Here is a 22,652-nt window from a genome sequence, read left to right on the forward strand (position 1 = left end):
CCTTCATACGGTTAGCCCTCTGCGGTGAAGCCGACTTCCTTCACAATCGGCGCCCACTTCGCGGTGTCTTTCTTGAGCAGGTCGGTCAGCTCGCCCGGCGTGGAAGACATGGCTTCCAGCCCGAAGTTGCCGAGGCCTTCGATCACGTCCTTGTGCGCCAGCGCGGTCTTCATGGATGCGTTCAGCCGCGCCACGACGTCCGGCGAGGCCTTGGCCGGCAGGAAGAAGGCGAACCATTCGCTGTGCGCCATGTCCTTGATGCCCTGCTCGCCGAAGGTGGGCACGTCGGGCGCGAAGCGGCTGCGCTTGGAGCCCGAAACGCCCAAGATGCGCACCTTGCCCGAGGCCAGGTGCTGGGTGATGTCGCCGATGGGGCCCGAGACGGCGGAGATGTTGCCGCCCAGCAGGTCGAGCATGGCCGGCTGCGTGCCGCGGTAGGCGGCGTGCTTCAGCTCGACGCCGCTCTTCTTGCCCAGCAGCGCGCCGATGAAGTGCGGCGTGGAGCCCGCGGCGGGCGAGCCGAAATTGGCGCCGGTCGGGTTGGCCTTGGCCCAGGCCAGAAACTCGGGCACGGTCTTCACGTTGGCAGGCACCGAGGGGCCGACCGCAAAGCCGAAGTCGAAGATGCAGGCGATGCTGACCGGCGTGAGGTCGACCATCGGGTCGTACGGCAGCTTCTTGTAGATGTGCGGATAGATCGTGAGGATCGAGGTCGGCGTCTGCAGAATCGTGGCGCCGTCGGCAGGCCGGCCCTTCACGTAGCTCACGGCGATCTGGCCGCCCGCGCCGGTGCGGTTTTCGACCACGGCCGACTTGGCGTAGTCCGGGCTCAGCTTTTGCGCGATGCGCCGGCAGGTGGTGTCCGAGGTGCCGCCGGCCGCAAAGCCGGTGACGATGGTGGCGGTTTCGAGCGCGGCTTGCGCAAAGGCGTGCTGGCCAAGGCTGGCGAGCAGCGCCGAGGCGCCGGTGGTCTGCAGCAACTGGCGGCGGGTGAATGTCATGGTGTGTCTCCGGGTGTTGGTGGTTGGTTGCGGGTTTACGACTCGTCGCGCAGCCAGGTGACTGCGCCCGAATGGGTCACTGCGCCCTGATGGGCAGGACGCACGGTGAGCGCGTATTTTTCCAGCAAGCCGCGGTGCGCCACCCCCGCGTTTACCTCACGTTTGGAGAGCCGAAGCGCAATTTCTTCCGCCGTGAGTTCCACCGAAATGCTGCGCGCATCGGCGCGCGCGTCGATGGCCACCACATCGCCGTCACGCAGCACCGCAATCGGCCCGCCGTCGGCTGCTTCCGGGCCCGCATAGCCGATGCACAGGCCGCGCGTGGCGCCGGAAAACCGGCCGTCGGTCAGAAGCGCCACCTTGTCGCCCATGCCCTGGCCGTAGAGCAGGGCGGTAATACCCAGCATCTCGCGCATGCCGGGGCTGCCCTTGGGGCCTTCGTTGCGGATCACGATCACGTCGCCGGGCTCGTAGCGGCGGTTCTGCACCGCCGCCTGGGCTTCTTCCTCGGAGTTGAAGACGCGCGCCGGGCCGCGGTGCACCAGCGTTTGCAGGCCAGCGGTCTTGAGCAGCGCGCCGTCGGGGCAGAGATTGCCCTTGAGCACGGCCAGCCCGCCGTCGCGGGTGATCGGGTTGCCGGCTGCGCGCACCACGCGGCCATCGGGCGCCGCGGCATCGGCCAGCTCTTCGGCCATGGTGCGGCCAGTGAAGGTGAGCGCGTCGCCATGCAAAAAGCCTTGCTCCATCAGCGTGCGCAAGATGACGCCCGCGCCGCCGATGTAGAACACGTCGCGCGCCAGGTATTGGCCCCCCGGGCGCAGGTCGGCAATGAGCGGCGTGCGCGCGAAGATCTCGGCCACGTCGTCCAGGTGGAACTTGATGCCCGCCTCGTGCGCAATGGCCGGCAAGTGCAGCGCAGCATTGGTCGAGCCGCCCGTGGCCGAGACCACGGCGCAGGCGTTTTCGAGCGCCTTGCGCGTGACGATGTCGCGCGGCAGCGGGCTGTCGCCCATCACCGCCTTCATGAGGTTCTTCGCGGCGCGGCGCATCAAGGGCGCGCGTTCGCTGAACACCGCGGGCACCATGCTCGAGCCGATGGGCGCAAGGCCCAGCGCCTCGGACACCATGCCCATGGTGTTGGCCGTGAACTGGCCCGCGCAGGCGCCGGCCGTGGGCAGGCAGGCGCGGCTCATGGCGTCGAGTTCGTCGTGGGTGGCGATGCCGGCCAGCACCTTGCCGATGGTCTCGTAGGTATCGACCACGTTGAGGTCGCGGCCGTCCGGCCCCGGCATCTGCCCCGGCAGTGCCGAGCCGCCATGCACGAACACGCTCGGCACGTTGCAGCGCACCATGCCCATCATCAGGCCCGGCAGGTTCTTGTCGCAGGCGCCAATGGCAAAGATGCCGTCCCACTGGTGGCCGCGCGTGGAGGCCTCTACGCTGTCGGCGATCAGCTCGCGCGAGATCAGCGAGAAGCGCATGCCCGAATGCGCCATGGTGAGCCCGTCGCTCACCGACACCACCGGGCATTCGTGCGGCGTGCCGCCGCCGGCGTAGATGCCGGTCTTGGCGTGCTGCGCCTGCTCGCGCAGGTTGAGGTTGCACGGGCTCATTTCGCCGCCGGTGTGGAACACGCCGATATGCGGACGTTCGATGTCCTCGTCGTCCTGGCCCAGCGCATGCAGAAAGCTGCGCGTGGTCGCGCGGATCGTGCCTTCGCGGATGGTGGCGGAGCGGAAGCGCTTGGGCGTGGGCTTGGGGTCGGTCGGGGAAGTCATGGCGCAGGAAGGCGGAAGGTTTCAGTAGCCGTTGGGCGTGGTGGTGCCACCGGTGTTCTTGTCCGTTTTGTATTTGGACGCCAGCTGCCTGGCCGCCGCGGTGAGCAGAATGGTGTCCACCCCCACTGCCACGAACTGCGCGCCGGCAGCCAGCCACTTGCGCGCCTGCTCCTCGGTGGTCGAGAGGATGCCCGGTGCCTTGCCTGCCTTGCGGATGCGCCCGATGGCGTCGGCAATCACGGCCTGCACCTCCGGGTGGTTCGGCTGGCCCACGAAGCCCATCGATGCCGACAAGTCGGCCGGGCCGATGAACACGCCGTCCACGCCCGGCGTGGCGGCAATGGCGTCGAGGTTCTTCATGGCTTCGACCGTCTCGGCCTGCACCAGCAGGCAGGTCTGCGCATTGGCTTCATGCAGGTAGCCGGGGTAGGCCTGCCAGCGCGAGGAGCGCGCCAGGGCGCTGCCCATGCCGCGGATGCCTTCCGGCGGGTAGCGCATGCCCCTCACCATGCGCGCGGCCTGCTCGGCGGTGTCGACCATCGGCACCAGGATGGTCTGCGCGCCGATGTCCAGGTACTGCTTGAGCAGCGTGGTGTCGCCCACCGGAACGCGCACCACCGGGTGCGAGCGTTCGGCCTCGGGCTGAGCCGACCATGCGCTGGAGATGCCCTGCAGCTGCGCGAGCACAGAGCGCACGTCGTTGGGCGCATGCTCTCCATCGACCAGCAGCCAGTCGAATCCGGTGCCCGCCAGCAGCTCGGCCACATAGCCGTCGGCCAGGCCGACCCAGAGGCCGATTTTCTGTTCGCCGGCCTGCATGGCCTGCTTGAAGGTATTGAGCGGTGTTTGCATGGAAGTCTTTCAAGCGAAACGAAAGGCGATGCTGCCGAGCGGGCCGTAGTCGGCATGGAAGGTGTCGCCCGGCAGGGCGGTGGTCGGCCGCGTGAACGAGCCGCCGAGCACCACTTCGCCGGCTTCGAGGTGTTCGTCCCACGGCGCGAGCTTGTTCGCCAGCCACGCCACGCCAGTGGCCGGGTGGTTGAGCACGGCCGCGGCCACGCCCGATTCCTCGATCACGCCGTTCTTGTAGAGCAGCGCGCTCACCCAGCGCAGGTCCACCGCATCGGGTTTGACCGGGCGCCCGCCGAGCACGATGCCTGCATTGGCCGCGTTGTCGGCAATGGTGTCGAACACCTTGCGCGGCGCCTTGGTGTGGCGGTCGAACTGCTCGATGCGCGCGTCGATGATCTCGATGGCGGGCACCACGTAGTCGGTGGCCGCCAGCACGTCGAAGATGGTCACGTTCGGGCCCTGCAGCTTCTTGCCGAGGATGAAGGCCAGCTCCACCTCGATGCGCGGCGCGATGAAGCGCGTGAAGGGAATGTCGCTGCCCTGCTCGAAGAACATGTCGTCGAGCAGCGTGCCGTAGTCGGGCTCGTCGATCTGGCTGGACAGCTGCATGGCACGCGAGGTGAGGCCGATCTTGTGGCCCTTCACGGTGCGGCCTTCGGCGATCTTGGCCTTGACCCATTCACGCGAGATGGCGTAGCCGTCTTCCACCGTCATTTCGGGAAAGCGCTTGGAAAAATGCTCGACCTGCACGCGCGACTTCTCGCTTTCGTGCAGTTCGGCCGCAAGCCTGGCGATGGTGTCGGAAGTGAGCATGAGGTTACTTGTTGAAGAGGGGATGCAGGTTGCTGTGCTTGCCGTCATACACCTGGCCCGGGCTTTCGTCTATCTGCAGCGTGATGCCGATGTGGCGCTTGTCGAAAATCGGTTCGAAATGCGCACGCACGTCGGCCAGCAGTTCGTCGCCGGCCTTTTTCTTCACGGCTTCGGAGCGCCCGCCCGCCATGCGGATGTTCAGGTACACGAAGGCGTAGTCGGCCTTGCCGTCCGCCACCGCGTAGTGCGCGGCCGGGTAGGCCAGCACGCGCGTGCCGCCGATGGGAAACACCGGTTTGCCGGCCTCGTCGCGTTGCTTCAGCATGGTGTCGGCCAGCGTGCGGCAAAGCGCCGACATGTCGGTTTCGGCTTCGATGTTGGGCGTGTACAAAATCACGAGGTGCGGCATGCCGGTGTTCCGTTCATTTATTCAATGGACATCGTCGCGGCGGTGCATGTCACCGCGAAGATGGGGATGGCCTTCATGTGCAGGATATGGCCCTTGCCGCGCGCGGCCGCGGCCACGCTAAGAAAGGTGCGAATCTCGAAGCCGCCCTGGCCGGCTTCGCGATAGGTGGCTTCGTCGTTGTAGTCGGCCTGCGAGAGCAAGGCTTCGCGGTCGTTGGCGCACCAGCGTCGCATGAACTCGGCGTCCCACTCGGCGTTGACCTTGCCGGAGTCGGGTGTGGCGGGCCAGTGCGAAATGCCCCCGGTGCCCACCAGCGCAATGCGTTCGGGCGCCTTGTCGCAGGCGCGGCGCAGCGCCTCGCCGAACGCCCATGCGCGGTGCAGCGGTGTGAGCGGCGGGCCCTGGCAGTTGATGTTCACGGGGATGACCCTGGTGTCGAACTTCGGCGTAAGAAAGTGCAGCGGCACCATGATGCCGTGATCGAACTTCCATTCCTCCGCGTAGGCCACGTCCACCGTCTGCATCACCTCGCGGATCAGGCGCTGCGAAAGTGCGGCATCGCCCGGCACCTTCGTTTTTTCGATGCCGAGCCACTTCGGGTCTTCGATCGGCCCTTCGTAGCTGTCGGCCATGCCGATGGCGTACGTCGGCATGTTGTTCATGAAGAAGTTCGCGAAGTGCTCGGCCGCGACCACGATCACTGCGTCGGGCTTCGCCGCGCGCATCGCTTCGCCGAAGCGATGGAACTGCGCATGAAATTCGTCCTTTACCGCCGAATCGGCCAGGTGGGCGCGGCCGGTAATGCCGGGGGCGTGGCTGCAAACGCCTGCAAATACAAGACTCATACACCTGCCACCTTTTCGTCTGTGCCCGTTGTCATCGCGTAGATGCCTGCGCGCACGGGACCGTATTTGCGTACGCCTTCGCGCATGGCTTCGAGGTAGTCGGCCCATGCAATGCCCAGCAGCGGCGCGAAGTGCATGAGCAGTTGTCCGTTGCAGCCGAGCACGTAGAGCTTTCCGATGTCGCCTTTGTCTATGGCTTCACGTTCTTCTTCGTTGAAATCATAGGCTCCCAGCAAGGTCGCGCGCGTGTCGCCGCCTTCTGCGTAGCGGCGTTGTACCTCTGTGTCGCGGTTGAGGGCGAACAGGAATTTCTGCATTGCGTAGAGGCTCATTGGGGATGCCTTGGGTGTTCTTTCAGGGCGCGTGCAAAGGCCACCGGGTACTCCCCTCCGCGAATGTCCCCCGGGGCTGCGCCCCTCCTCCTTTATTTCGCTGCGCGGAGCACCCGATGCCCTGTGCACTGGGGCGCGCTCTGGGTGCGCCCCCAAGAAGGTATCCCGTATTCATCTCACACACCCCAATGCGGAATATGGTGCGACCCCATCGACACCGCGACGTTCTTCGGCTCACAAAACACTTCATAGCTCCAGGTGCCGCCTTCGCGCCCCGTCCCCGAGGCCTTGGTGCCGCCAAAGGGCTGGCGCAGGTCTCTTACGTTCTGGCTGTTGACGAAGCACATGCCGGCTTCGACCGCAGCCGCCACACGGTGCGCACGGCCGATGTTCTCCGTCCACACGTAGCTCGAGAGGCCGTATTGGATGTCGTTCGCCAGGCGGATCGCGTCGGCCTCGTCCTTGAACGGGATCAGGCAGGCGACCGGGCCGAAGATTTCTTCTTGCGCAATACGCATGCGGTTGTCGACGTCGGCGAACACGGTGGGCATCACATAGTTGCCCTTCTTCACGCGGTCCGGCAGGGTGCCCGGAACCTCGAGTCCGCCACACAAGAGCGTCGCGCCTTCCTTCGGGCCCAGCTCGATATAGCTGCGCACCTTCGCCAGGTGGCCCTGAGAAATCATCGGCCCGACGATCGTCTTCTCGTCGAGCGGGTCGCCCACCGCGATGCGCTTCGCGCGCTCGGCAAACTTCGCTGCAAAGTCCGCGTAGATCGACTGCTGCACCAGAATGCGCGAGCCGGCCGTGCAGCGTTCGCCGTTGTTGCTGAAGATCATGAACACCGCCGCATCCAGCGCACGGTCCAGGTCTGCGTCGTCGAAGATCACGAACGGGCTCTTGCCGCCCAGTTCCATGCTGAACTTTTTCAGGCCCGCGCTCTTCACGATGCGGTTGCCGGTGGCGGTGGAGCCGGTGAACGAGATTGCGCGCACATCCGGGTGTGCCACCAGCGGCTCGCCCGCTTCCTTGCCGTAGCCGTGCACCAGGTTCAGCACGCCGGGCGGAATGCCCGCTTCGAGCGCGAGCTCGCCCAACCGTGCGGCCGTGAGCGGCGAGAGCTCGCTCATCTTCAACACCGCGGTGTTGCCGAAGGCGAGGCAGGGCGCGACCTTCCACGTGGCCGTCATGAACGGCACGTTCCACGGGCTGATGAGCGCGCACACGCCCACGGGATGGAACAGCGTGTAGTTCAGGTGCGTGGGCGTGGGATAGGTGTGGCCGTCGACGCGCGTGCACATCTCGGCAAAGTAGTAGAAGTTGTCGGCCGCGCGCGGAATCAACTGCTTGCCGGTTTGCGCGATGACCTGGCCGCAGTCGTTGGTCTCGGTCTGCGCGATCTCGGGCACGTGTTTCGCGATCAGGTCACCCAGCTTGCGCACCAGTTTCGCGCGCTCCGCGGCAGGCAGCCCGGCCCATTTGGGAAACGCTTCCTTGGCGGCGGCCACGGCCGCGTTCACTTCGGCTTCGCCGCCCGACGCAACCTCTGCCAGCACCTCTTGCGTGGCGGGGTTGACGGTTTCGAAGTAATCGGTGCCGGCAACGCTCTTGCCGCCGATGAGATGATGGATCTGTTGCATGGTTGCCCTGCGGGGTCGGTCAGTCGAGTTTGATGTCGCGCGCCTTGATCAAGGCATGCCACTTCTTGCGTTCAGCGTCGACGAAGCGCGCCATCTCGGCGCCGTCGGCGGGGCGTGCTTCCCAGCCTGCGTCGAAGAGCTTCTGGCGAACGCCGGCATCGGCCATGGTCTTTTGCAAGTCGGCGCCGAGCCGGGCTTGCGCGTCCTTCGGCGTGGCTGTGGGCACCACGAGGCCCTGCCAGGTGTAGGCCTCGACACCGGCATAGCCCAGTTCCTTGGCGGTTGGCACATTGGGCAGCTGCGGAATGCGCTCGGCGCCCATCGTGATGAGCGGCACCACCTTGCCGGCCTTGACCGCGCTCACGCCGCTGGGCAGGTCGAGCATCATCAGCGGCACTTGACCGCCCATCAGGTCTTGCAAAGCGGGTGCGCCGCCCTTGTAGGGCACGTGCAGCATCGTTACGCCGGCTTCGCGCTGAAAAAGCTCCAGCGCCAGATGGTGCGGGCTGCCGGTTCCCGGCGTGGCAATGCTGTATTTGCCGGGCGATGCCTTCAGTGCGGCAATCAGTGCCTTGGCATCGGCGAGGCCGGCATTGGGCGCGGCCGTGATGACCAGCGTCGAGCGGCCCATCATGCCCACCATCGCGAAGTCTTTCTCGGCGTCGTAGGGCAGCTTCTTGTAGAGCGCGGGGTTGTACACCAGCACGCCGTTGTCGGCCGAAAACACCGTGTAGCCGTCGGCGGGCGAGCGCGCCACGTTCTCCGACGCGATGATGGCGCCCGCACCGGGGCGGTTGTCCACCAGCACTGGCTGCCCCAACTGCTGCGAGAGCTGCGCGCCGGCGGTGCGCGCGAGAAAGTCGGTGCCGCCGCCCGCGGGATAGCCCACCACCCAGCGCACGGGTTTGGCGGGAAAGGCCTGGGCCTGTGCGTGCTGGGGCAGGAGGGTGGTGGCGGCAAAAGCCACAAGGGCCGCTGCGAGCCCGAGCTTGTTCCTGATCGTCATGCTGGTTTGTCTCTTCTGTAGTTGGTATGTGGAGCGAAGCAGGTGGCGTGCGGTGCGGCGCCAGGTCGCTAGGTGTTGCCGGAAATGGTGTTGACCAGCGCGCCGACGCCCTCGATCTCGGTCACCACCACGTCGCCCGGCTTGCAGTCGACCACCCCGTCCGGCGTGCCGGTGAGGATCAGGTCGCCTGGCGAGAGCGTCATGAAGCGGCTGAAATATTCGATGAGGAACGGAGCATCGAAGATCATGTCGCGCGTGCTGCCCTGCTGCGTGACCGTACCGTTGACCGTGGTGCGCAATGCAAGCGCCATCGGGTCGGGCACGTCGGCCGCATCGACGAACCACGGGCCGAGCGGCGTGCAGGTGTCGCGGTTCTTCACGCGCAGGTTGGGGCGATACCAGTTCTCGAGGTAGTCGCGGATCGCGTAGTCATTGGCCACGGTGTAGCCGCCGATGAAGTCGTAGGCGTCATCGCGCGTCACGTTCTTCGCAGTCTTGCCAATCACGATGGCCAGTTCGCATTCGTAGTGCATGAACTGCACGCCTGCCGGGCGGTGCGTGTGCTGGCGGTGGCCGATGAGCGTGCTCTGGCCCTTGACGAACACCAGCGGTTCCTCCGGCGCCTTGAACTCGAGCTCCTTGGCATGGTCGGCGTAGTTGAGGCCCAGCGCGAGGATGGTGCGCGGCCGCGCCGTGGGTGCGAGCGGCGGCAGCCAGGTGAGCTGCTCTTGCGGAACGACGCGGCCGTCGTCCAGGCGCACGGCCGCGTCGGGGTGGCCGCCGAACTCGTGCGCGGTACCGATGTGCTCGCGGCCTTCGTAGATGACGCGTGCGTGCTTCATGCGGCGGTCTCCTGCACCAGCGTGTTGATCAATGTCTCGAAGCCGGGTGAAGAAATCTCGATGCGGTCGCCCGCGCGCACCAGCGGCCGGCCGGCGTCGCAGCCCAGCAGCAGCACGTCGCCGTGCGCGAGCGTCATGAATTCGCCCACGTCGGCAAGCAGTTGCTGCGCGGGCCGCACAAGCTGCGAAAAGTCGACGGACTGCTTCAGCGCGCCGTTGATGCGCACCTCAACGCGGAAGTTTGCCGGGTCGGCCACTTCCTGCGCATCGCGCAGCGCCGGGCCGATGCCCAGGAAGCCGTCGACGCACTTGAACTTCACCGGCGGGCGAAAGAAGCTCGCATGCGGGATCGACAAATCGTTCATCAGCACGAAGCCTTCGATGTCGCCTTCGGCGCCGATCACCAGGCCGATGCTCGCGCCGATCTCCACTTCGGGCACGGATGCAGGCACGGTGATCGCGCTGCCATGCGGGCTCCAGGTGTTGGCAGTCTTCACATAGAGCACCGGCGCTTTCGGCGGTGCCTTGTACGGCGGCTGCGTCATTTGCGGCGCGAGCGCTTCCACTTCCGTGCGGAAGTTCAGCAGCGTGCCGTACACCGTGCCGGTGGGCAGGAAAGGAGAGAGGGTCATTCGGGCTGCTCCAGCGCGATCAGTTCGTCCAGCAGCCCATACAGCTGCGTCAGCTTGGTCTTGCCCAGCGACTGTTCCAGCCACTGGTAGTGCGCCTCGATGCTCGAGGACAGCTTCTTCACCAGCTTCATTCCGTGCGCAGTGGCTTCGACCACGGTGCGGCGCTGGTCTGCGGGGTCGCGGCTGCGCGTGATGAGCTTGTCCCGCTCCATGCGCGCCAGCACGCCGGTCAGGCTGGGGCCGAGGATGAACGCCTCTCGCGCAACGTGGCCTGTTTCGACAGCGCCGTGCTCGCCGAGCACGCGCAGCACGCGCCATTGCTGGTCGGACAGCGCGTGCTCGCGCAAGCTGGGCCGGGTGTGGGCCATCACGGCTTCGCGGGCCTGCAGCAGCAGGCGCGGCAAATTGCGGTGCGCGAAGGTAGTGCTCAAGAGCTGTGCCTTTCAAATTAGTTAACATGTTAAATGATTGGGAATTTCTTTCCAAGCCGTTTTCCATCAGGGTTTGTGCGGACACCTAAACTCACCGCATGGCCAAGGAAAAATCTCTCTTCGTCTGCAGCGAATGCGGCGGCACCAGCCCCAAGTGGCTCGGCAAATGCCCGAGCTGCGGCGCCTGGAACACACTGATCGAGCAGGTGGCCGGCAGCACCGGCCCGGCCAACAACCGCTTCGGCACGCAATACACCGCGCTCGCGGGTGTGTCCGAGCTCGCCACGCTGTCTGAAATAGAAGCGACCGACGTTGCGCGCACGCCCACGGGGCTTGACGAACTCGACCGCGTGCTGGGCGGCGGCATCGTCTCGGGCGGTGTCACGCTCATCGGCGGCGACCCGGGCATCGGCAAGTCGACGCTGCTGCTGCAGGCGGTCGACGCACTGCAGCGCGCCGGGCAAAACGCGCTCTATGTCACCGGCGAGGAAAGCGGCTCGCAGGTGGCGCTGCGCTCCAAGCGGCTGGGGCTCGACCATTCGCAGGTGCAGGTGCTGGCCGAAATCCAGCTCGAAAAAATCATCGCGACCCTCGACGCCAATCGGCCGGCCATCGCGGTGATCGATTCGATCCAGACCGTGTACTCCGATCAGCTCACATCAGCGCCCGGCTCGGTGGCGCAGGTGCGCGAATGCGCGGCGCACCTCACGCGCTTCGCCAAGACCAGCGGCACGGCGGTGGTGCTGGTGGGCCACGTCACGAAGGAGGGCGCGCTCGCTGGCCCGCGCGTGCTCGAACACATGGTCGATACGGTGCTGTACTTCGAAGGCGACACGCACTCGAGCTTTCGCCTTGTGCGGGCCATCAAGAACCGCTTCGGCGCGGTGAACGAAATCGGCGTGTTCGCCATGACGGAGCGCGGCCTCAAGGGCGTGGCCAACCCGAGCGCGATCTTCCTGAGCCAGCACGCCGAGCCGGTGCCCGGCAGCGTGGTGCTGGTCACGCTCGAAGGCACGCGGCCGATGCTGGTCGAAATCCAGGCGCTGGTCGACAACGGAGGCCCGAGCCCACGCCGCCTTTCGGTGGGGCTTGACCGCGACCGGCTCGCAATGCTGCTCGCCGTGCTGCACCGCCATGCTGGCGTGGCCTGCATGGACCAGGATGTGTTCGTCAACGCGGTGGGTGGCGTGCGCATCAGCGAACCGGCAGCCGACCTGGCCGTGATGCTGGCCATTACTTCGAGCCTGCGCGGCAAGCCGCTGCCCAAGGGCTTCATCGCGTTCGGCGAAGTGGGGCTGGCGGGCGAAGTGCGCCCTGCGCCGCGTGGGCAGGAGCGCCTGCGCGAAGCGGCCAAGCTGGGCTTCAGCGTGGCCGTGGTGCCCAAGGCGAATGCGCCGCGCAAGGGCACGAAGGAAATCGAAGGCCTGACCATCCACGCCGTCGAGCGCATCGAAGAGGCGATGGACGTGGTCCGCCGCCTCGACTGATCGTCCGGGAAAAAACGCCCGGCGCACCACAGGCGCGCCGGGCCACCCTCCCTACCCCCCGATGTGCATCGTGAACGCCGGTCCGCCGTTGAGCACGCATTGGCCGCTGCCCAAGGTGGCCGAGTTCATCGTGTACTGGCAACTCAGGTTGCCGCCGCGATTGCCGCTGGCGTTCGCCAGGCCGGCACCTCGCGAGCCGGCAACCCGGGTCGCCTCTCCCTGAAACTGCTCGTTGCCGATCACCGTATTGAAGCGTCCGCGTCCGTTCATGTCGTTTGTCACCGTGCCCGCAATGGTTCCGTAGCGCGCCGCTTCGGCGTTCGACGGATACAACCGCGCGCTGAAGCTTTGCGCCACCGGGCCCGGTGCCACGGCATAGGCCTGCGAAGGCGGCGCCGCGGGAGCGGGTTGTCCGAGCGGCACCACGTAGCAACCGCTGAGGGCGGTGGCCGTGAGTGCGGCGCAAAGGCTGAGACGAACGAATGTGACGGATCGGGGAATGCTCATACGCTTTTCAGTGGCCCGGGCTGATGCCCGTGAGATGAAATGTGGCGGCTGGCGCCCCCGCGCCGGATGTTTTTCAAGGTGAGTACCACGCCGCGCGCCCGGCGGTAGCCAGGGCCGCTACTGCCGCCGGCCTTGCCGGTGCGGCAAAAATCGCCCTCGATTCATATGCGTACTTTCGAATGACGCCATCGGGGCGCAGGCCGCCGCGCGGCGACAATGCGCGCCATGAATTTCCAGAAATTGCTGGTGCCCGTGGGCGCCATCGTCCTTCTCGGCCTGGCTTGGCGCAGCGGCGGCTGGGGCGGCGTCGCCTTGGCGGGCGGCGTGATCGTGATGTTCCTGCTGATGCACTTCACCCGCGCCATGCAGGTGCTCAAGCGCGCGGCCGATCGCCCGGTCGGCTATGTCGCAAGCTCGGTGATGCTCAATGCCAAGCTCAAGAAGGGCGTCACGCTGATGCACGTGATCGCGATGACGCGCGCGCTTGGCGAGCTGCGCTCGCCGCAGGACGAGCAGCCCGAGCTTTATCGGTGGACCGATACGGGCGGCTCGTACGTCGACGCCGTGTTCAAAGGCGGCAAGCTGCAAAGCTGGACGCTGACGCGCCCTGAAGCGGAGCCCGACAGCGCTCCGCCTTCCGAAGAAAACACGGCGGGCTGAGCCGCCGCGGGCGCTGTCAGGTCAGAACGGCGCGTCTTCTTCGACTTCGGCGTCTGCCGGAGTGGTTGTCGTGGGCGTTTCTGCAGCAGCCTTGGGCGCTGCATCGGTCGGCGCGCCGCTGAAGGCCGCTTCGCCGCCCAGCGCATCGAGCAGCGCCGGCACCAGCTGGCCGAGCTCGCCGGTGGCAATGGCCACGTCGGCGTCGAAGTTGTCTTCCTTCTTGCCGCCCGAGGCACCGTCGCCCGTGCCTTCGAGGAACACGATCTTGCGGATCAGCATGCCGTGCGTCAGCTCGAAGGACACGCGGTCGTCCCAGGTGAGCGCAAGACGCGTCGGGCGCTTGCCGTCGGTGATGTGCTTTTGCACTTCCTCGATGTCGAGCGGGTGCTTGGCGTAGCGCACCACGGCCTTGGAATCGTCCGAGGCCTTGAGCTCGCACTCGCGGTCGATGGTGAAGCCGGCCGGCGGCTCCTGCGTGAGCAGCCAGTTGGCCATGGCCGCGGCGGGCTCGACCTGCGTGTTGATGAGGGCCACGGCAAAGCCGTCGAGCGACTTCACGAGGCTGGTCACCACTTCGTCGGCGCGGGCGGCATTGGCGCTGTTGATCACGAGGCGGCGCTCGGCCTGGTCGATCCACACGGCCACGCGCGCGCTGCGCGTGAAGGCCATGGGCAGCAGCTCGAGGGTGATGTCTTCCTTGAGCTCTTTCTTTTCCTTCTTGCCGGGTTTGCGGCCGGTGGTGGCCTCGATCTGCGCGCAGCGCTCGTCGAGCTTGCGGCGCACCACGGAGCCGGGCACCTCCTTGCTCTCGATCATGTATTCGACCAGCCACTGGCCGCCGATGGACTCGACCAGCGGGCCGTTGGCCTCGCCCCGGGGTTCGACCCAGCCGGCGGATTTTTCCTGCGAAGGGCCGCAGGGTTCGAAGCGCTGCTTGCCGAGGCCTTCTTCGATCTCGGTCAGTGTTTGGGACCAGGCAGGTTCGATGCGATAGACGATGACGTTCTTGAATACGGACACGGAAACCCTTTTTCCACTGGTTTGGACAACCCGCCATTGTCGGGCACCCCGTTCCGCCGGGCGCCGTAAAATCGAAAGCTTTTGCGACTCCCGGGTCGCTCCCCACACAGCTGCCCCCAAAGGAATCAGGAAATGAGCTCGATCCCCCCCTCGCTGGACGACCGTGACGGCAAGATCTGGATGGACGGCGAACTCGTGGACTGGCGCGACGCCAAGATCCACGTGCTGAGCCATACGCTGCACTACGGCTGCGGCGCCTTCGAGGGCGTGCGCGCCTACAAGACGCCCGAAGGCACGGCCATCTTCCGCCTGGCCGAGCACACCGAGCGCCTGTTCAACAGCGCCAAGATCCTGCGCATGAAGATCCCGTTCACGCCCGAACAGCTGAACGAGGCCCAGAAGCAGGTCGTGCGCGAGAACAAGCTCGAAAGCTGCTACCTGCGCCCGCTGATCTGGATCGGCTCCGAGAAGCTCGGCGTGAGCCCCAAGGGCAACAAGATCCACGCCATGGTCGCGGCCTGGTCCTGGGGCGCCTACCTGGGCGAAGAGGGCATGAAGCGCGGCATCCGCGTGAAGACCTCCAGCTACACCCGCCACCACGTCAACATCACCATGACGCAGGCCAAGTCGGTGAGCAACTACACCAACTCCATTCTTGCCAACATGGAAGCGCTGGACGACGGCTACGACGAGGCGCTGCTGCTCGACGCGAGCGGCTTCGTCTCCGAAGGCGCGGGCGAGAACATCTTCGTGGTGAAGGGTGGCGTGGTCTACACGCCCGACCTGTCGGCCGGCGCGCTGAACGGCATCACCCGCAACACCATCCTGCACGTGTGCAAGGACCTGGGGCTCGAGCTGGTGCAAAAGCGCATCACGCGCGACGAGGTCTACATTGCCGACGAAGCCTTCTTCACCGGCACCGCGGCCGAAGTCACGCCCATCCGCGAGCTCGACCGCATCGAGATCGGCAACCGCGGCGACGGCGGCTCGCGCGGCCCGATCACCGAGAAGATCCAGACGGCCTTCTTCGACATCGTGAACGGCAAGAACCCCAAGTACGCCCACTGGCTCACGAAAGTCTGAGAAACATGTCTACCAACGCAGTCGTCGAACTCCTGGCCAAGGAGCTCAACCACCAGGGCGGCGTGTTCTGCCCCAGCCCCAAGGCCGACATGAAGCTCTGGAACACCCATCCCAAGGTGTACCTGGACGTGGCGCGCACCGGCGAGGCCAAGTGCCCGTATTGCGGCACCGTCTACCGCCTGGCGGCGGGCGAGACGGTGTCGTCGCGGCACTGAGCGCGGCCGCCAGTTAGCTAGCTGGAAGCGGGAGCCTCGGGCACCGCTGCCATGCGGCTTCCCGGCAACAAGTCGTTCCAGGCCTGGACGCTCCGGGGTTCCTGTGCAAGCCGCAGGTACACCATCGCAATCCAAAGCAGCGCCAGGCCGATCTGCGCGTCGCGCACGGCCGAATTCACGCTCGATGCGATCAATGCGATCAGCGTGGCCGCCAACGCGTAGCGGCCTGCAATGTCGGGCCGCTTCCACGCCTGCCAGACGGCGCCCGCCATGATGACCAGCAGGCTCAGCAAGGCCGGCAGGCCGCCCTGCGCGCCGACCCACAGGAAGTCGTTGTGCGGCATGTTCGAATCCGCAAACATCGCCGGGCCGCGCTTGTGCCATTGGTCGGTCCAGCCGCCGATGCCCCAGCCGGCGAGCGGCCGGTCGGCAATCATGAGGCCGGTGTCGCGGTACATGTAGTAGCGAATGACCCAACTGCCCTTGAAGACCGCGCCCGCCTGGGCCTTTTCGATTTCCTCGATGCCGGTCTCGACCTTGTGCTGCAGCTGCGGCAACTGGTAAAGCGCGGCGGCCAGCACCACGGCGCCCAGCACCAGCGAACTCACCAGCATCTTCAGGTGGCTGCGCCATTGGTGGATGCACACCACCGGAATCACCAGCATCAGCGCGAGCACCGAGGTGCGCGAGGTCAGCGGCAGCGCCACCACCAGGCCCAGGCCGAGCACCAGCACAAAGGCGGGAACGGCGCGCAGCGGCCTGTGCGCAGCGATCTGCGCAATGCCCCACACGGCGGCCGTCGAGGCCACCACGCTGAAAAGCAGCGCATTGCTGATCGACTTGTTGCCCACCTCCATGACCACGGCGCGCAGCGGCGACCAGATCGGAAAACCGATGGCGTAGAAGGCAACGATCAACACAATATTCAGCGCCGCGATCAACAGGAAGCCGCGCAGCGCCCACAGGGCTTCCTCGCGGGTGAGCGCCAGCGCGATCAATATGGTGATGCCGATGCGCAGCCCGTGGAACAGGTTCGAGCCGGTCTCGGGGTAGTGCGGCCCGATGACCAGCACGATGAAAGTCCAGCCCAGGTACGCCACCAGCGGCCACCACAGCGGATTGGCGCGCAGCCGCTCATAGCGCTCGCGCAAGCTGCCGGCCACCAGCATGGTGGCGAGCAACAGCAAGGCCGAAAGGTAGGTGACGCCGACGGGCATGAACACCACCAGCCCCCAGAACGCGGCCGCGGGCCTGACGATGTGCGATCTCTGCATAGGGGCGGGATTTTAGGTGGGCCGGGTGGCCCCGACCTGACTTGCCCCGGCCCGCCGCCGGGAGGCGGGTTCAGTGCGCGGGCGCGCCCGCCGGCAGGCGGATCACGAAGCTCGCGCCGCCCTCCGGGCCGTCTTCGCAGCGCACGCTGCCACCATGCCGCTCGGCAATCGACTTCACCAGCGCAAGCCCCAGGCCGACGCCGCCGTTGCGCTCGCTGGCGCCGGGCAGTCGGTAGAAGGGCTCGAAGATGCGTTCGCGCAGCGCCGCCGGCACGCCCGGGCCACCGTCGGTGACGCGTACCGTCGCAAAGCCGTTGGCGCTGCCGAGCTCCACCCGGATGTCGCCCGCGCCGTAGCGGCGCGCGTTCTCGAGCAGGTTGCGGATTGCGCGGCGCAACAGGCGCGACACGCCCGGCACGGTGAGCCTGGCGTTGTCGGTGCCTTCCACCAGGTCGAGCTCGGCGTTCACCTGCGAGCACTCCTCGGCCGCGAGCCCGGTCAGGTCGACGGCCTCGATGGTGCCCATGTCGGCCTCGCTCGCATCGAGCCGGCTCGCCAGCAGGATCTCGTCGATGAGCTGGTCGAGCTCGCCGATGTTGCGCGAAATTTCCTCGCGCGCCGCGGGGCTCGGGCGGTCGCCCATCAGTTCCAGGCCCATGCGGATGCGGGTGAGCGGCGAGCGCAACTCGTGCGATGCATTGGCCAGCAGCGATTTGTGCGAACGCACCAGTTTTTCGATGCGTTCGGCCGAGGCATTGAAACGTTTGGAGAGATCAGCCACTTCGTCCTGCCCTTCTTCGATCACGCGCACCGAGAGATCGCCTTCGCCCCAGCGCTGCACGCCGCGCTGCAGGGACTCCAGCCGCTGGGTGAGCCGCCGCACGATCGGGTACACGCCCAGCGCCACGGCAATGCCCACGAGCGCGATCATCCAGCCCAGCCCGAAAGGCGTGCGCCAGGGCGCGAACCCGCCGGTGCCGGTGGGCCGGTCGCGCGGCGCCACGCGCAGCGTGATGGCCTTGCCGTCGCTCAGCGTCACGTCGAACTCCAGCCCCTGGCCCGGCACGCGCAGGGCCTTGCCGCTGCCGATGGTGCGGTCTTGCGCATCGAGCACCACCACGTTGCGCGGCACCGGTGCCAGGCGCTCGCGCTCGGCCTCCGCGGCTTCGCGCACGATCCAGTTGGCCATCAGCGTGAGGATGACGACACCGCCCACCACCGCGAGCCAGATGCGGACATAGAGGTGCCGGGAGTACAGGCTGCGCAGCATCGGCCGGTCAGTCCTGCTGCTTGGCGAACACGTAGCCCACGCCGCGCACGGTCAGGATGCGCTTGGGGTTCTTGGCGTCGACCTCGATGGCGGCGCGGATGCGGCCCATGTGCACGTCGATCGAGCGGTCGAAGGCCTCGAGCTCGCGGCCGCGCACGGCTTCCATGATCTGGTCGCGGGTGAGCACACGGCCCGCACGCTCGGCCATGGCCACCAGCAGGTCGAACTGGTAGGAGGTGAGGTCGGCCAGCGCGCCGCCCACAGCCACGGTGCGCGCGTTGCGGTCGATCTCGAGCGTGCCGAAGCGCATCACCGTGCTGGCTTCGGTGTCGGCGTTGCTCTCGCTGCGGCGGCGCAGCACCGCGCGGATGCGCGCCAGCAGCTCGCGCGGCTCGAAAGGCTTGGGCAGGTAGTCGTCGGCGCCAATCTCCAGGCCGATGATGCGGTCCATGGGGTCGCCCTTGGCGGTGAGCATGAGCACCGACACCTTCGAAGCCGGGGCGGGCAGCGAGCGGATGCGACGGCAGATTTCAAGGCCGTCGGTATCGGGCAGCATCAGGTCGAGGATCACCAGGTCGGGCGCGTGCTGCTGCAGCTGCTCGAGGCCGCTGGCGCCGTCGCCGGCATGGGTGAAGAGAAAACCCGACTGCGTCAGGTATTCGCCCACCATCTGCGCCAGGCGGGCGTCGTCTTCGATCATCAGGAGTTGGGGGGTGCTCATGCGCTTCATGGTCGTGCACGGGGGGCAACGGGGCTTGAACGCTCCGTAAAGTTGGGTAAACGCGGCTCCCGGTAGTCAACCGGAAGCGCTGCGAAAAGCATAGCGCCGCTTTCCGCAGAGGCGGGCGGCGAAGACATGTTTTCTTCGAGGATGGAGGGCAGGGCGCAATCGCCCAGGTCCGTATTGTCGGCCCGCGCCCGCTCGAGAATTTCGCGCGCGAGCTGCCGCAACTGCGCCGTCGAAGCCCGGATGCGCGCCTTGAACCCGGCATCGTCCAGCCGCGGGTCCTTCAGGCTCCGGTTGAGTTCGGCAAACCACGGCATTGCGGCCTGGTCGAGCAGCACCGGGGCGTTGCGCCTGGCGCTTGCGGCGGACCATGCGCGCAGCAGCTGCTGCACCGCCAAGTTCAGGCGCTGGCAATGCTGCAGCTCTTCCTTCAGGCTTCCGAGCAGCATCAGGTCGGTGAGCCGCTGCTGGAAGAAGATCTGCGACAGCACGCCCCAGTAGTAGGCGTAGTCCCAAATCACCTTCACCGGCAGCACCTCGGGGTCGCCGAAGAGGGGGTACTGGTCCTGGTAGAGCGCCAGCGTGCTTTCGTAGAACGACTGGTAGATCTGGTCGTACAGCTGCGCGCGCGCCTCCACCGAACGGCCCGCGCGGTCGTGCGCCACCAGGTCGGTGATGTAGGTGTTGCTCATCGCGATGAAGTCGCTGCCCGGCGAATAGAACGGGTCGAGAAACAGCCCCGCCTCGCCCGTCAGCGCCCAGCGCTGGCCCGAGAACACCTGCTTGCAGCCGTGCGAGAAGTGCTTGAGAAAGGCGAAGTCCTGCAGCAGGTGCCGCTTGCCGTCGAGCGCTTCATACAGCCGCGGCTGGTAGGTCGCAAACCACTGCATCGCCTTCTCGAAGGTGTCGAAGGTGCCCAGCGGATGCAGCTTCGGGTCGGCCACGATGCCCACCGAGTGCGAACCCGAAGCCAGCGGAATCAGCCACGCCCAGTACCCGGCGCCACACAGGTGATTGGTCGAAAGCCAGCGCGCGCGGGGATCGCAGCGCGCCTGCCAGTCGGCGTTGTCGCTCCAGTCGTCGATGGCAACCCGCTCGCCGATGCGGAACCACACCGCGTTGACGTCGTGCGCGTTGGGCTCGGCCAACCCCAGCTTGCGCTTGAGCAGCCCGGCGCGCCCGCAGGCGTCGATGATCCAGCGCGCCTCGGCGCTGTGCGTCTGGTCGCCGTGCGACCATTCGACGCGGTGCGCCGCCTTGGCGTCCGAAGCCAGCTCGACGCGGCGCACCAGCGCGGCATCGTCGAAGCGCACCCCGCGCCGAACGGCCTCCTGGGCAAGATAGTTCTCGAAGATACCGCGGTCGATCTGGTAGCTGGGCACCGCCAGGTAGCGGCTCGCGCCGATTTCGGTGACCTGGTCGATGTCGCGCCGGCCCTCGCTGAAGAAAAAGCGAAAGCCGAACTTGCGCAGCTGCGCACTGTCCATGTGCGGCTTGAGGCCGAGCACCGTGTCGAAGTAGTGCGCGCCGATTTCCACCGACGACTCGCCCACCTTGTGGGCCGCGTGCGGCACCGGGTGCTTGCGCCGCTCCAGCACCAGCACCTCGATGTCCTCGAAGCGCTGCTTGAGCTGCAGCGCCAGCGTGAGGCCCGCGAGCCCGCCGCCCATGATCACTGCGTCACATGTATGCGCAGTGCCCGTCATGGAACTTCAGTCCCGGACCTGCTGCAGTTGCAGCCGCAGCGCCAGGGTGGAAGAAAGCGGCAGGTCCAGCGGCGCGGGCGGGTCGTCGTCCGCCACACGCGCAAGCGATTCGAACAAGCTGAGCGCATGCGCCATCGGGTTGATGTGCGCCAGCGTCTTCGCGGCGGCCGACAGGGGCGCCGGCACGTTGCCGTTGCCGCTCTCTGTCGACCAGTCGAAGGACGCCACGGTGCGCTCGGTGCGCTCGGGCGCAATCACCAGCGCCACGGCCAGCAGGCCCTGGCTGTCGGTGACCGAGGTCAGCGCGCCCACGGTGGGCGTGTCGTAGCCCACCAGCAGCACCGGCGAGTGGTCGGCCGCGCACTGCACCGCGGCCTCGAGCAGGCCGGCGGCAAAGCTGTTCTCGTAGGCCGAAACCGAATTGCTGGCCGCCATGCAGCCCGTGCCGATGGTCCAGTAGCCCACGGCCGCGTTGTGCACCGAGTTGTGAAAGCGCGTGGGCGACAGCACCGTCGGGTCTGTGGCGAGCGTGCTGCACATGTAGTCGTTGATCGAAAGATCGCCGTGCGCTGAAACAAACACGCAGGGCACGTCGGCCGCATTGCGCCCCGCGCCCGCCATCGAGGCGGCGGCCACCTCCAGCGCAAGGGCCACGGTATCGGGTGCGCGGCGGCGCTCGGCGGGCGCCAGCACCTGCGGCGATGGGCGCTTGGCGGGCGGGTCGGTGAGCGTGCCTTCACCTCGAAAGGCGGCACGGGCGGCCTCCCAGCCGGGCAGGGTGGGCGTCCAGAAGGCCGGGCCTTCGATGTAGAGGGTGGGCGGCTTCGGAGCCTGGTTCGCGGCGGTCATTGAGCGGCCTTGCCGAACACCAGCGAGCAGTTGTTGCCGCCAAAGCCGAATGAGTTGGTCAGCGCGTAGCGAACCTCGCCGTGCGCGGGCTCCAGCTTGATCTGCGGCCCGAAGCCCGTGTCGAGTTCGTTCGTGTTCACGGTGCCCGGCATCAGACCGCGCTCGATGGCCAGCAGGCTGATCACCGACTCGACAATGCCCGCCGCGCCCAGCGTGTGGCCCATGAAGCCCTTGGTCGAGCTGGCGTGGGTGGTGGCGGGGAAGCGGCGGGCCACCAGTGCGCCTTCGACCTCGTCGTTCTTCTGGCTCGCCGTACCGTGCATGTTGATGTAGTCGATGGCGTCGGGGGCCAGGCCCGCGCGCGCCAGCGCCTCGTCGAGCGCGCGTTCGGCGCCCAGGCCTTCCGGGTGCGGCGTCGACATGTGGTGCGCATCGCTGGCTTCACCGTAGCCGAGAAGGCGCAGCGGAGCGTCCGCATCGTCCTGCACGCGCTCCACCAGCGCAAAGCCGGCCGCCTCGCCCAGGCTGATGCCCTTGCGGCCGGCGTCGAAAGGCCGGCAGGGCTCGCTGGACACCAGTTCGAGCGAATTGAAGCCGAACAGCACGCTGCCACACAGCGTGTCGACCCCGCCGACCACGGCGGCGTCGGCCAGCCCGAGGCGGATCAGCCGCTCGGCCGAGGCGAACACCTTGGCGCTCGACGAACAGGCGGTGGAAATCGTCTCGCTGGGACCGGTGAGCCCGAGCACCTGCTGCACAAACATGGCCAGCGAATGCGGCGTGTGCACCGCAGGGCGGCGCTGGCCCATCGGAAAGAGCCCGTCGGCGTCGAGCTGGGTGTAGGCCAGCTCGGTTTCGCCGATGCTGGACGTCGAGGTGCCCAGGATCAGCGCGATGCGCGAAGGCCCGTACTTGGCCCGAGCGGCTGCCACCGCCTCGGGAAACCCGTCGGCATGCAGGCCGAGCCAGGCGAGCCGGTTGTTGCGGCAATCCCAGTGGGCGAGGTCTTCGGGCAGGCGAATGTCTTCGAGCCCCTCGACGCGGCCGATCCAGGTGGGCAGCGGCGCATCGCCGAAATCGTTGGCGCGCAAGCCGCTGCGCGAATGCGCGAGCGCCTCGGCGAGCGGCTCCTTGCCGACACCGACGGCCGAAGTGGCCGTGAAGGCGCTGATCTGAAGGGGAGAAATGCGGGGCGGCACGTTGCTTGAGGGTTCGGACGGAAAGTAAACGCTTTGAAAGCGATGCGAAAGGTAACCGGAAAATGACAGCCTAC

Annotated in this window: 24 protein-coding genes; 4 read left to right on the top strand and 20 right to left on the bottom strand. The window is 66.9% G+C overall.

The features are described 5' to 3' along the window. Nucleotides 1-11 precede the first annotated feature (11 nt). The 12 genes from GOQ09_RS01220 to hpaR form a co-directional block, all read right to left on the bottom strand. A complete protein-coding gene (locus tag GOQ09_RS01220; protein WP_157611387.1) occupies nt 12-1,001 on the bottom strand; it encodes a Bug family tripartite tricarboxylate transporter substrate binding protein in 990 nt (329 codons plus the stop codon). Between the two features lie 35 nt (nt 1,002-1,036). Then, nucleotides 1,037-2,779, bottom strand: a complete 1,743-nt coding sequence (ilvD, locus tag GOQ09_RS01225) for a dihydroxy-acid dehydratase (RefSeq protein WP_157611388.1) — start codon at nt 2,777-2,779, stop codon at nt 1,037-1,039. A gap of 21 nt (nt 2,780-2,800) precedes the next feature. Further along, entirely contained in the window at nt 2,801-3,631 is an 831-nt protein-coding gene (locus tag GOQ09_RS01230; protein WP_157611390.1) for an aldolase/citrate lyase family protein, read from the bottom strand. A gap of 9 nt (nt 3,632-3,640) precedes the next feature. Then, nucleotides 3,641-4,444, bottom strand: coding sequence for a 2-oxo-hept-4-ene-1,7-dioate hydratase (gene hpaH / locus GOQ09_RS01235; RefSeq protein WP_157611391.1), 804 nt, complete (start codon nt 4,442-4,444; stop codon nt 3,641-3,643). 4 nt (nt 4,445-4,448) lie between these two features. Continuing rightward, on the bottom strand, nt 4,449-4,853 hold the full coding sequence (locus GOQ09_RS01240; protein WP_157611393.1) for a 5-carboxymethyl-2-hydroxymuconate Delta-isomerase: 405 nt from the start codon (nt 4,851-4,853) through the stop codon (nt 4,449-4,451). A gap of 17 nt (nt 4,854-4,870) precedes the next feature. Beyond that, nucleotides 4,871-5,698, bottom strand: a complete 828-nt coding sequence (locus tag GOQ09_RS01245) for an extradiol ring-cleavage dioxygenase (RefSeq protein ID WP_157611395.1) — start codon at nt 5,696-5,698, stop codon at nt 4,871-4,873. Next, on the bottom strand, nt 5,695-6,030 hold the full coding sequence (locus GOQ09_RS01250) for an aromatic ring-opening dioxygenase subunit LigA (RefSeq protein ID WP_157611397.1): 336 nt from the start codon (nt 6,028-6,030) through the stop codon (nt 5,695-5,697). Before GOQ09_RS01250 ends, GOQ09_RS01245 begins: the two co-directional genes overlap by 4 nt. A 176-nt stretch (nt 6,031-6,206) precedes the next feature. Next, on the bottom strand, nt 6,207-7,670 hold the full coding sequence (hpaE, locus tag GOQ09_RS01255; RefSeq protein WP_157611398.1) for a 5-carboxymethyl-2-hydroxymuconate semialdehyde dehydrogenase: 1,464 nt from the start codon (nt 7,668-7,670) through the stop codon (nt 6,207-6,209). A 19-nt stretch (nt 7,671-7,689) separates the two neighbouring features. After that, nucleotides 7,690-8,676, bottom strand: a complete 987-nt coding sequence (locus GOQ09_RS01260; protein ID WP_157611400.1) for a Bug family tripartite tricarboxylate transporter substrate binding protein — start codon at nt 8,674-8,676, stop codon at nt 7,690-7,692. Between the two features lie 68 nt (nt 8,677-8,744). Beyond that, the gene (locus GOQ09_RS01265) at nt 8,745-9,518 is read right to left on the bottom strand and encodes a fumarylacetoacetate hydrolase family protein (protein ID WP_157611402.1); all 774 of its coding nucleotides are present in this window, start codon (nt 9,516-9,518) and stop codon (nt 8,745-8,747) included. Next, the gene (locus GOQ09_RS01270; protein ID WP_157611404.1) at nt 9,515-10,150 is read right to left on the bottom strand and encodes a fumarylacetoacetate hydrolase family protein; all 636 of its coding nucleotides are present in this window, start codon (nt 10,148-10,150) and stop codon (nt 9,515-9,517) included. The genes GOQ09_RS01265 and GOQ09_RS01270 overlap by 4 nt, the downstream gene beginning before the upstream one ends. Then, nucleotides 10,147-10,581, bottom strand: coding sequence for a homoprotocatechuate degradation operon regulator HpaR (hpaR, locus tag GOQ09_RS01275; RefSeq protein ID WP_157611406.1), 435 nt, complete (start codon nt 10,579-10,581; stop codon nt 10,147-10,149). The genes GOQ09_RS01270 and hpaR overlap by 4 nt, the downstream gene beginning before the upstream one ends. 98 nt (nt 10,582-10,679) lie before the next feature. On the opposite strand from hpaR, the gene radA reads away from it, so the two are divergent. Then, nucleotides 10,680-12,068 carry a DNA repair protein RadA gene (radA, locus tag GOQ09_RS01280; RefSeq protein ID WP_157611408.1) on the top strand — a complete coding sequence of 463 codons (1,389 nt, stop codon included), beginning with the start codon at nt 10,680-10,682 and terminating at the stop codon, nt 12,066-12,068. 51 nt (nt 12,069-12,119) lie between these two features. Here radA and GOQ09_RS01285 read toward each other — a convergent pair whose 3' ends face one another. Further along, entirely contained in the window at nt 12,120-12,575 is a 456-nt protein-coding gene (locus GOQ09_RS01285) for a hypothetical protein (RefSeq protein ID WP_157611410.1), read from the bottom strand. 216 nt (nt 12,576-12,791) lie between these two features. Between GOQ09_RS01285 and GOQ09_RS01290 the strand changes: the two genes are divergently transcribed. Then, complete coding sequence (locus tag GOQ09_RS01290) at nt 12,792-13,235, top strand: glycerate kinase (RefSeq protein WP_157611412.1); 444 nt, start codon at nt 12,792-12,794, stop codon at nt 13,233-13,235. Nucleotides 13,236-13,256: 21 nt separating this feature from the next. Here GOQ09_RS01290 and GOQ09_RS01295 read toward each other — a convergent pair whose 3' ends face one another. Beyond that, complete coding sequence (locus tag GOQ09_RS01295; RefSeq protein WP_157611414.1) at nt 13,257-14,255, bottom strand: recombination-associated protein RdgC; 999 nt, start codon at nt 14,253-14,255, stop codon at nt 13,257-13,259. A gap of 132 nt (nt 14,256-14,387) precedes the next feature. Here GOQ09_RS01295 and GOQ09_RS01300 point away from each other — a divergent pair, with 132 nt between their 5' ends. After that, nucleotides 14,388-15,338: a branched-chain amino acid transaminase gene (locus GOQ09_RS01300; protein WP_157611416.1), complete on the top strand. Its 951-nt coding sequence runs from the start codon at nt 14,388-14,390 to the stop codon at nt 15,336-15,338. Between the two features lie 5 nt (nt 15,339-15,343). Beyond that, the gene (locus GOQ09_RS01305) at nt 15,344-15,553 is read left to right on the top strand and encodes a zinc-finger domain-containing protein (RefSeq protein ID WP_157611418.1); all 210 of its coding nucleotides are present in this window, start codon (nt 15,344-15,346) and stop codon (nt 15,551-15,553) included. Between the two features lie 17 nt (nt 15,554-15,570). On the opposite strand, the gene GOQ09_RS01310 is transcribed toward GOQ09_RS01305, so the two are convergent. The 6 genes from GOQ09_RS01310 to GOQ09_RS01335 form a co-directional block, all read right to left on the bottom strand. Further along, on the bottom strand, nt 15,571-16,827 hold the full coding sequence (locus tag GOQ09_RS01310) for an O-antigen ligase family protein (RefSeq protein ID WP_242630958.1): 1,257 nt from the start codon (nt 16,825-16,827) through the stop codon (nt 15,571-15,573). Nucleotides 16,828-16,897: 70 nt separating this feature from the next. Then, nucleotides 16,898-18,097, bottom strand: coding sequence for an ATP-binding protein (locus GOQ09_RS01315; protein ID WP_157611420.1), 1,200 nt, complete (start codon nt 18,095-18,097; stop codon nt 16,898-16,900). Between the two features lie 7 nt (nt 18,098-18,104). After that, nucleotides 18,105-18,827 (bottom strand): response regulator transcription factor, encoded by a 723-nt coding sequence (locus GOQ09_RS01320; protein WP_157611422.1) that lies wholly within the window; start codon nt 18,825-18,827, stop codon nt 18,105-18,107. Continuing rightward, complete coding sequence (locus tag GOQ09_RS01325; RefSeq protein WP_157611424.1) at nt 18,824-20,530, bottom strand: NAD(P)/FAD-dependent oxidoreductase; 1,707 nt, start codon at nt 20,528-20,530, stop codon at nt 18,824-18,826. Before GOQ09_RS01325 ends, GOQ09_RS01320 begins: the two co-directional genes overlap by 4 nt. Nucleotides 20,531-20,536: 6 nt before the next feature. Then, nucleotides 20,537-21,379, bottom strand: coding sequence for a beta-ketoacyl synthase chain length factor (locus tag GOQ09_RS01330; RefSeq protein WP_157611426.1), 843 nt, complete (start codon nt 21,377-21,379; stop codon nt 20,537-20,539). Beyond that, nucleotides 21,376-22,578 (bottom strand): beta-ketoacyl-[acyl-carrier-protein] synthase family protein, encoded by a 1,203-nt coding sequence (locus tag GOQ09_RS01335; RefSeq protein WP_207309906.1) that lies wholly within the window; start codon nt 22,576-22,578, stop codon nt 21,376-21,378. The genes GOQ09_RS01330 and GOQ09_RS01335 overlap by 4 nt, the downstream gene beginning before the upstream one ends. Nucleotides 22,579-22,652 lie beyond the last annotated feature (74 nt).

Source organism: Variovorax paradoxus (genome assembly GCF_009755665.1).
Taxonomy (GTDB): domain Bacteria; phylum Pseudomonadota; class Gammaproteobacteria; order Burkholderiales; family Burkholderiaceae_C; genus Variovorax; species Variovorax paradoxus_G.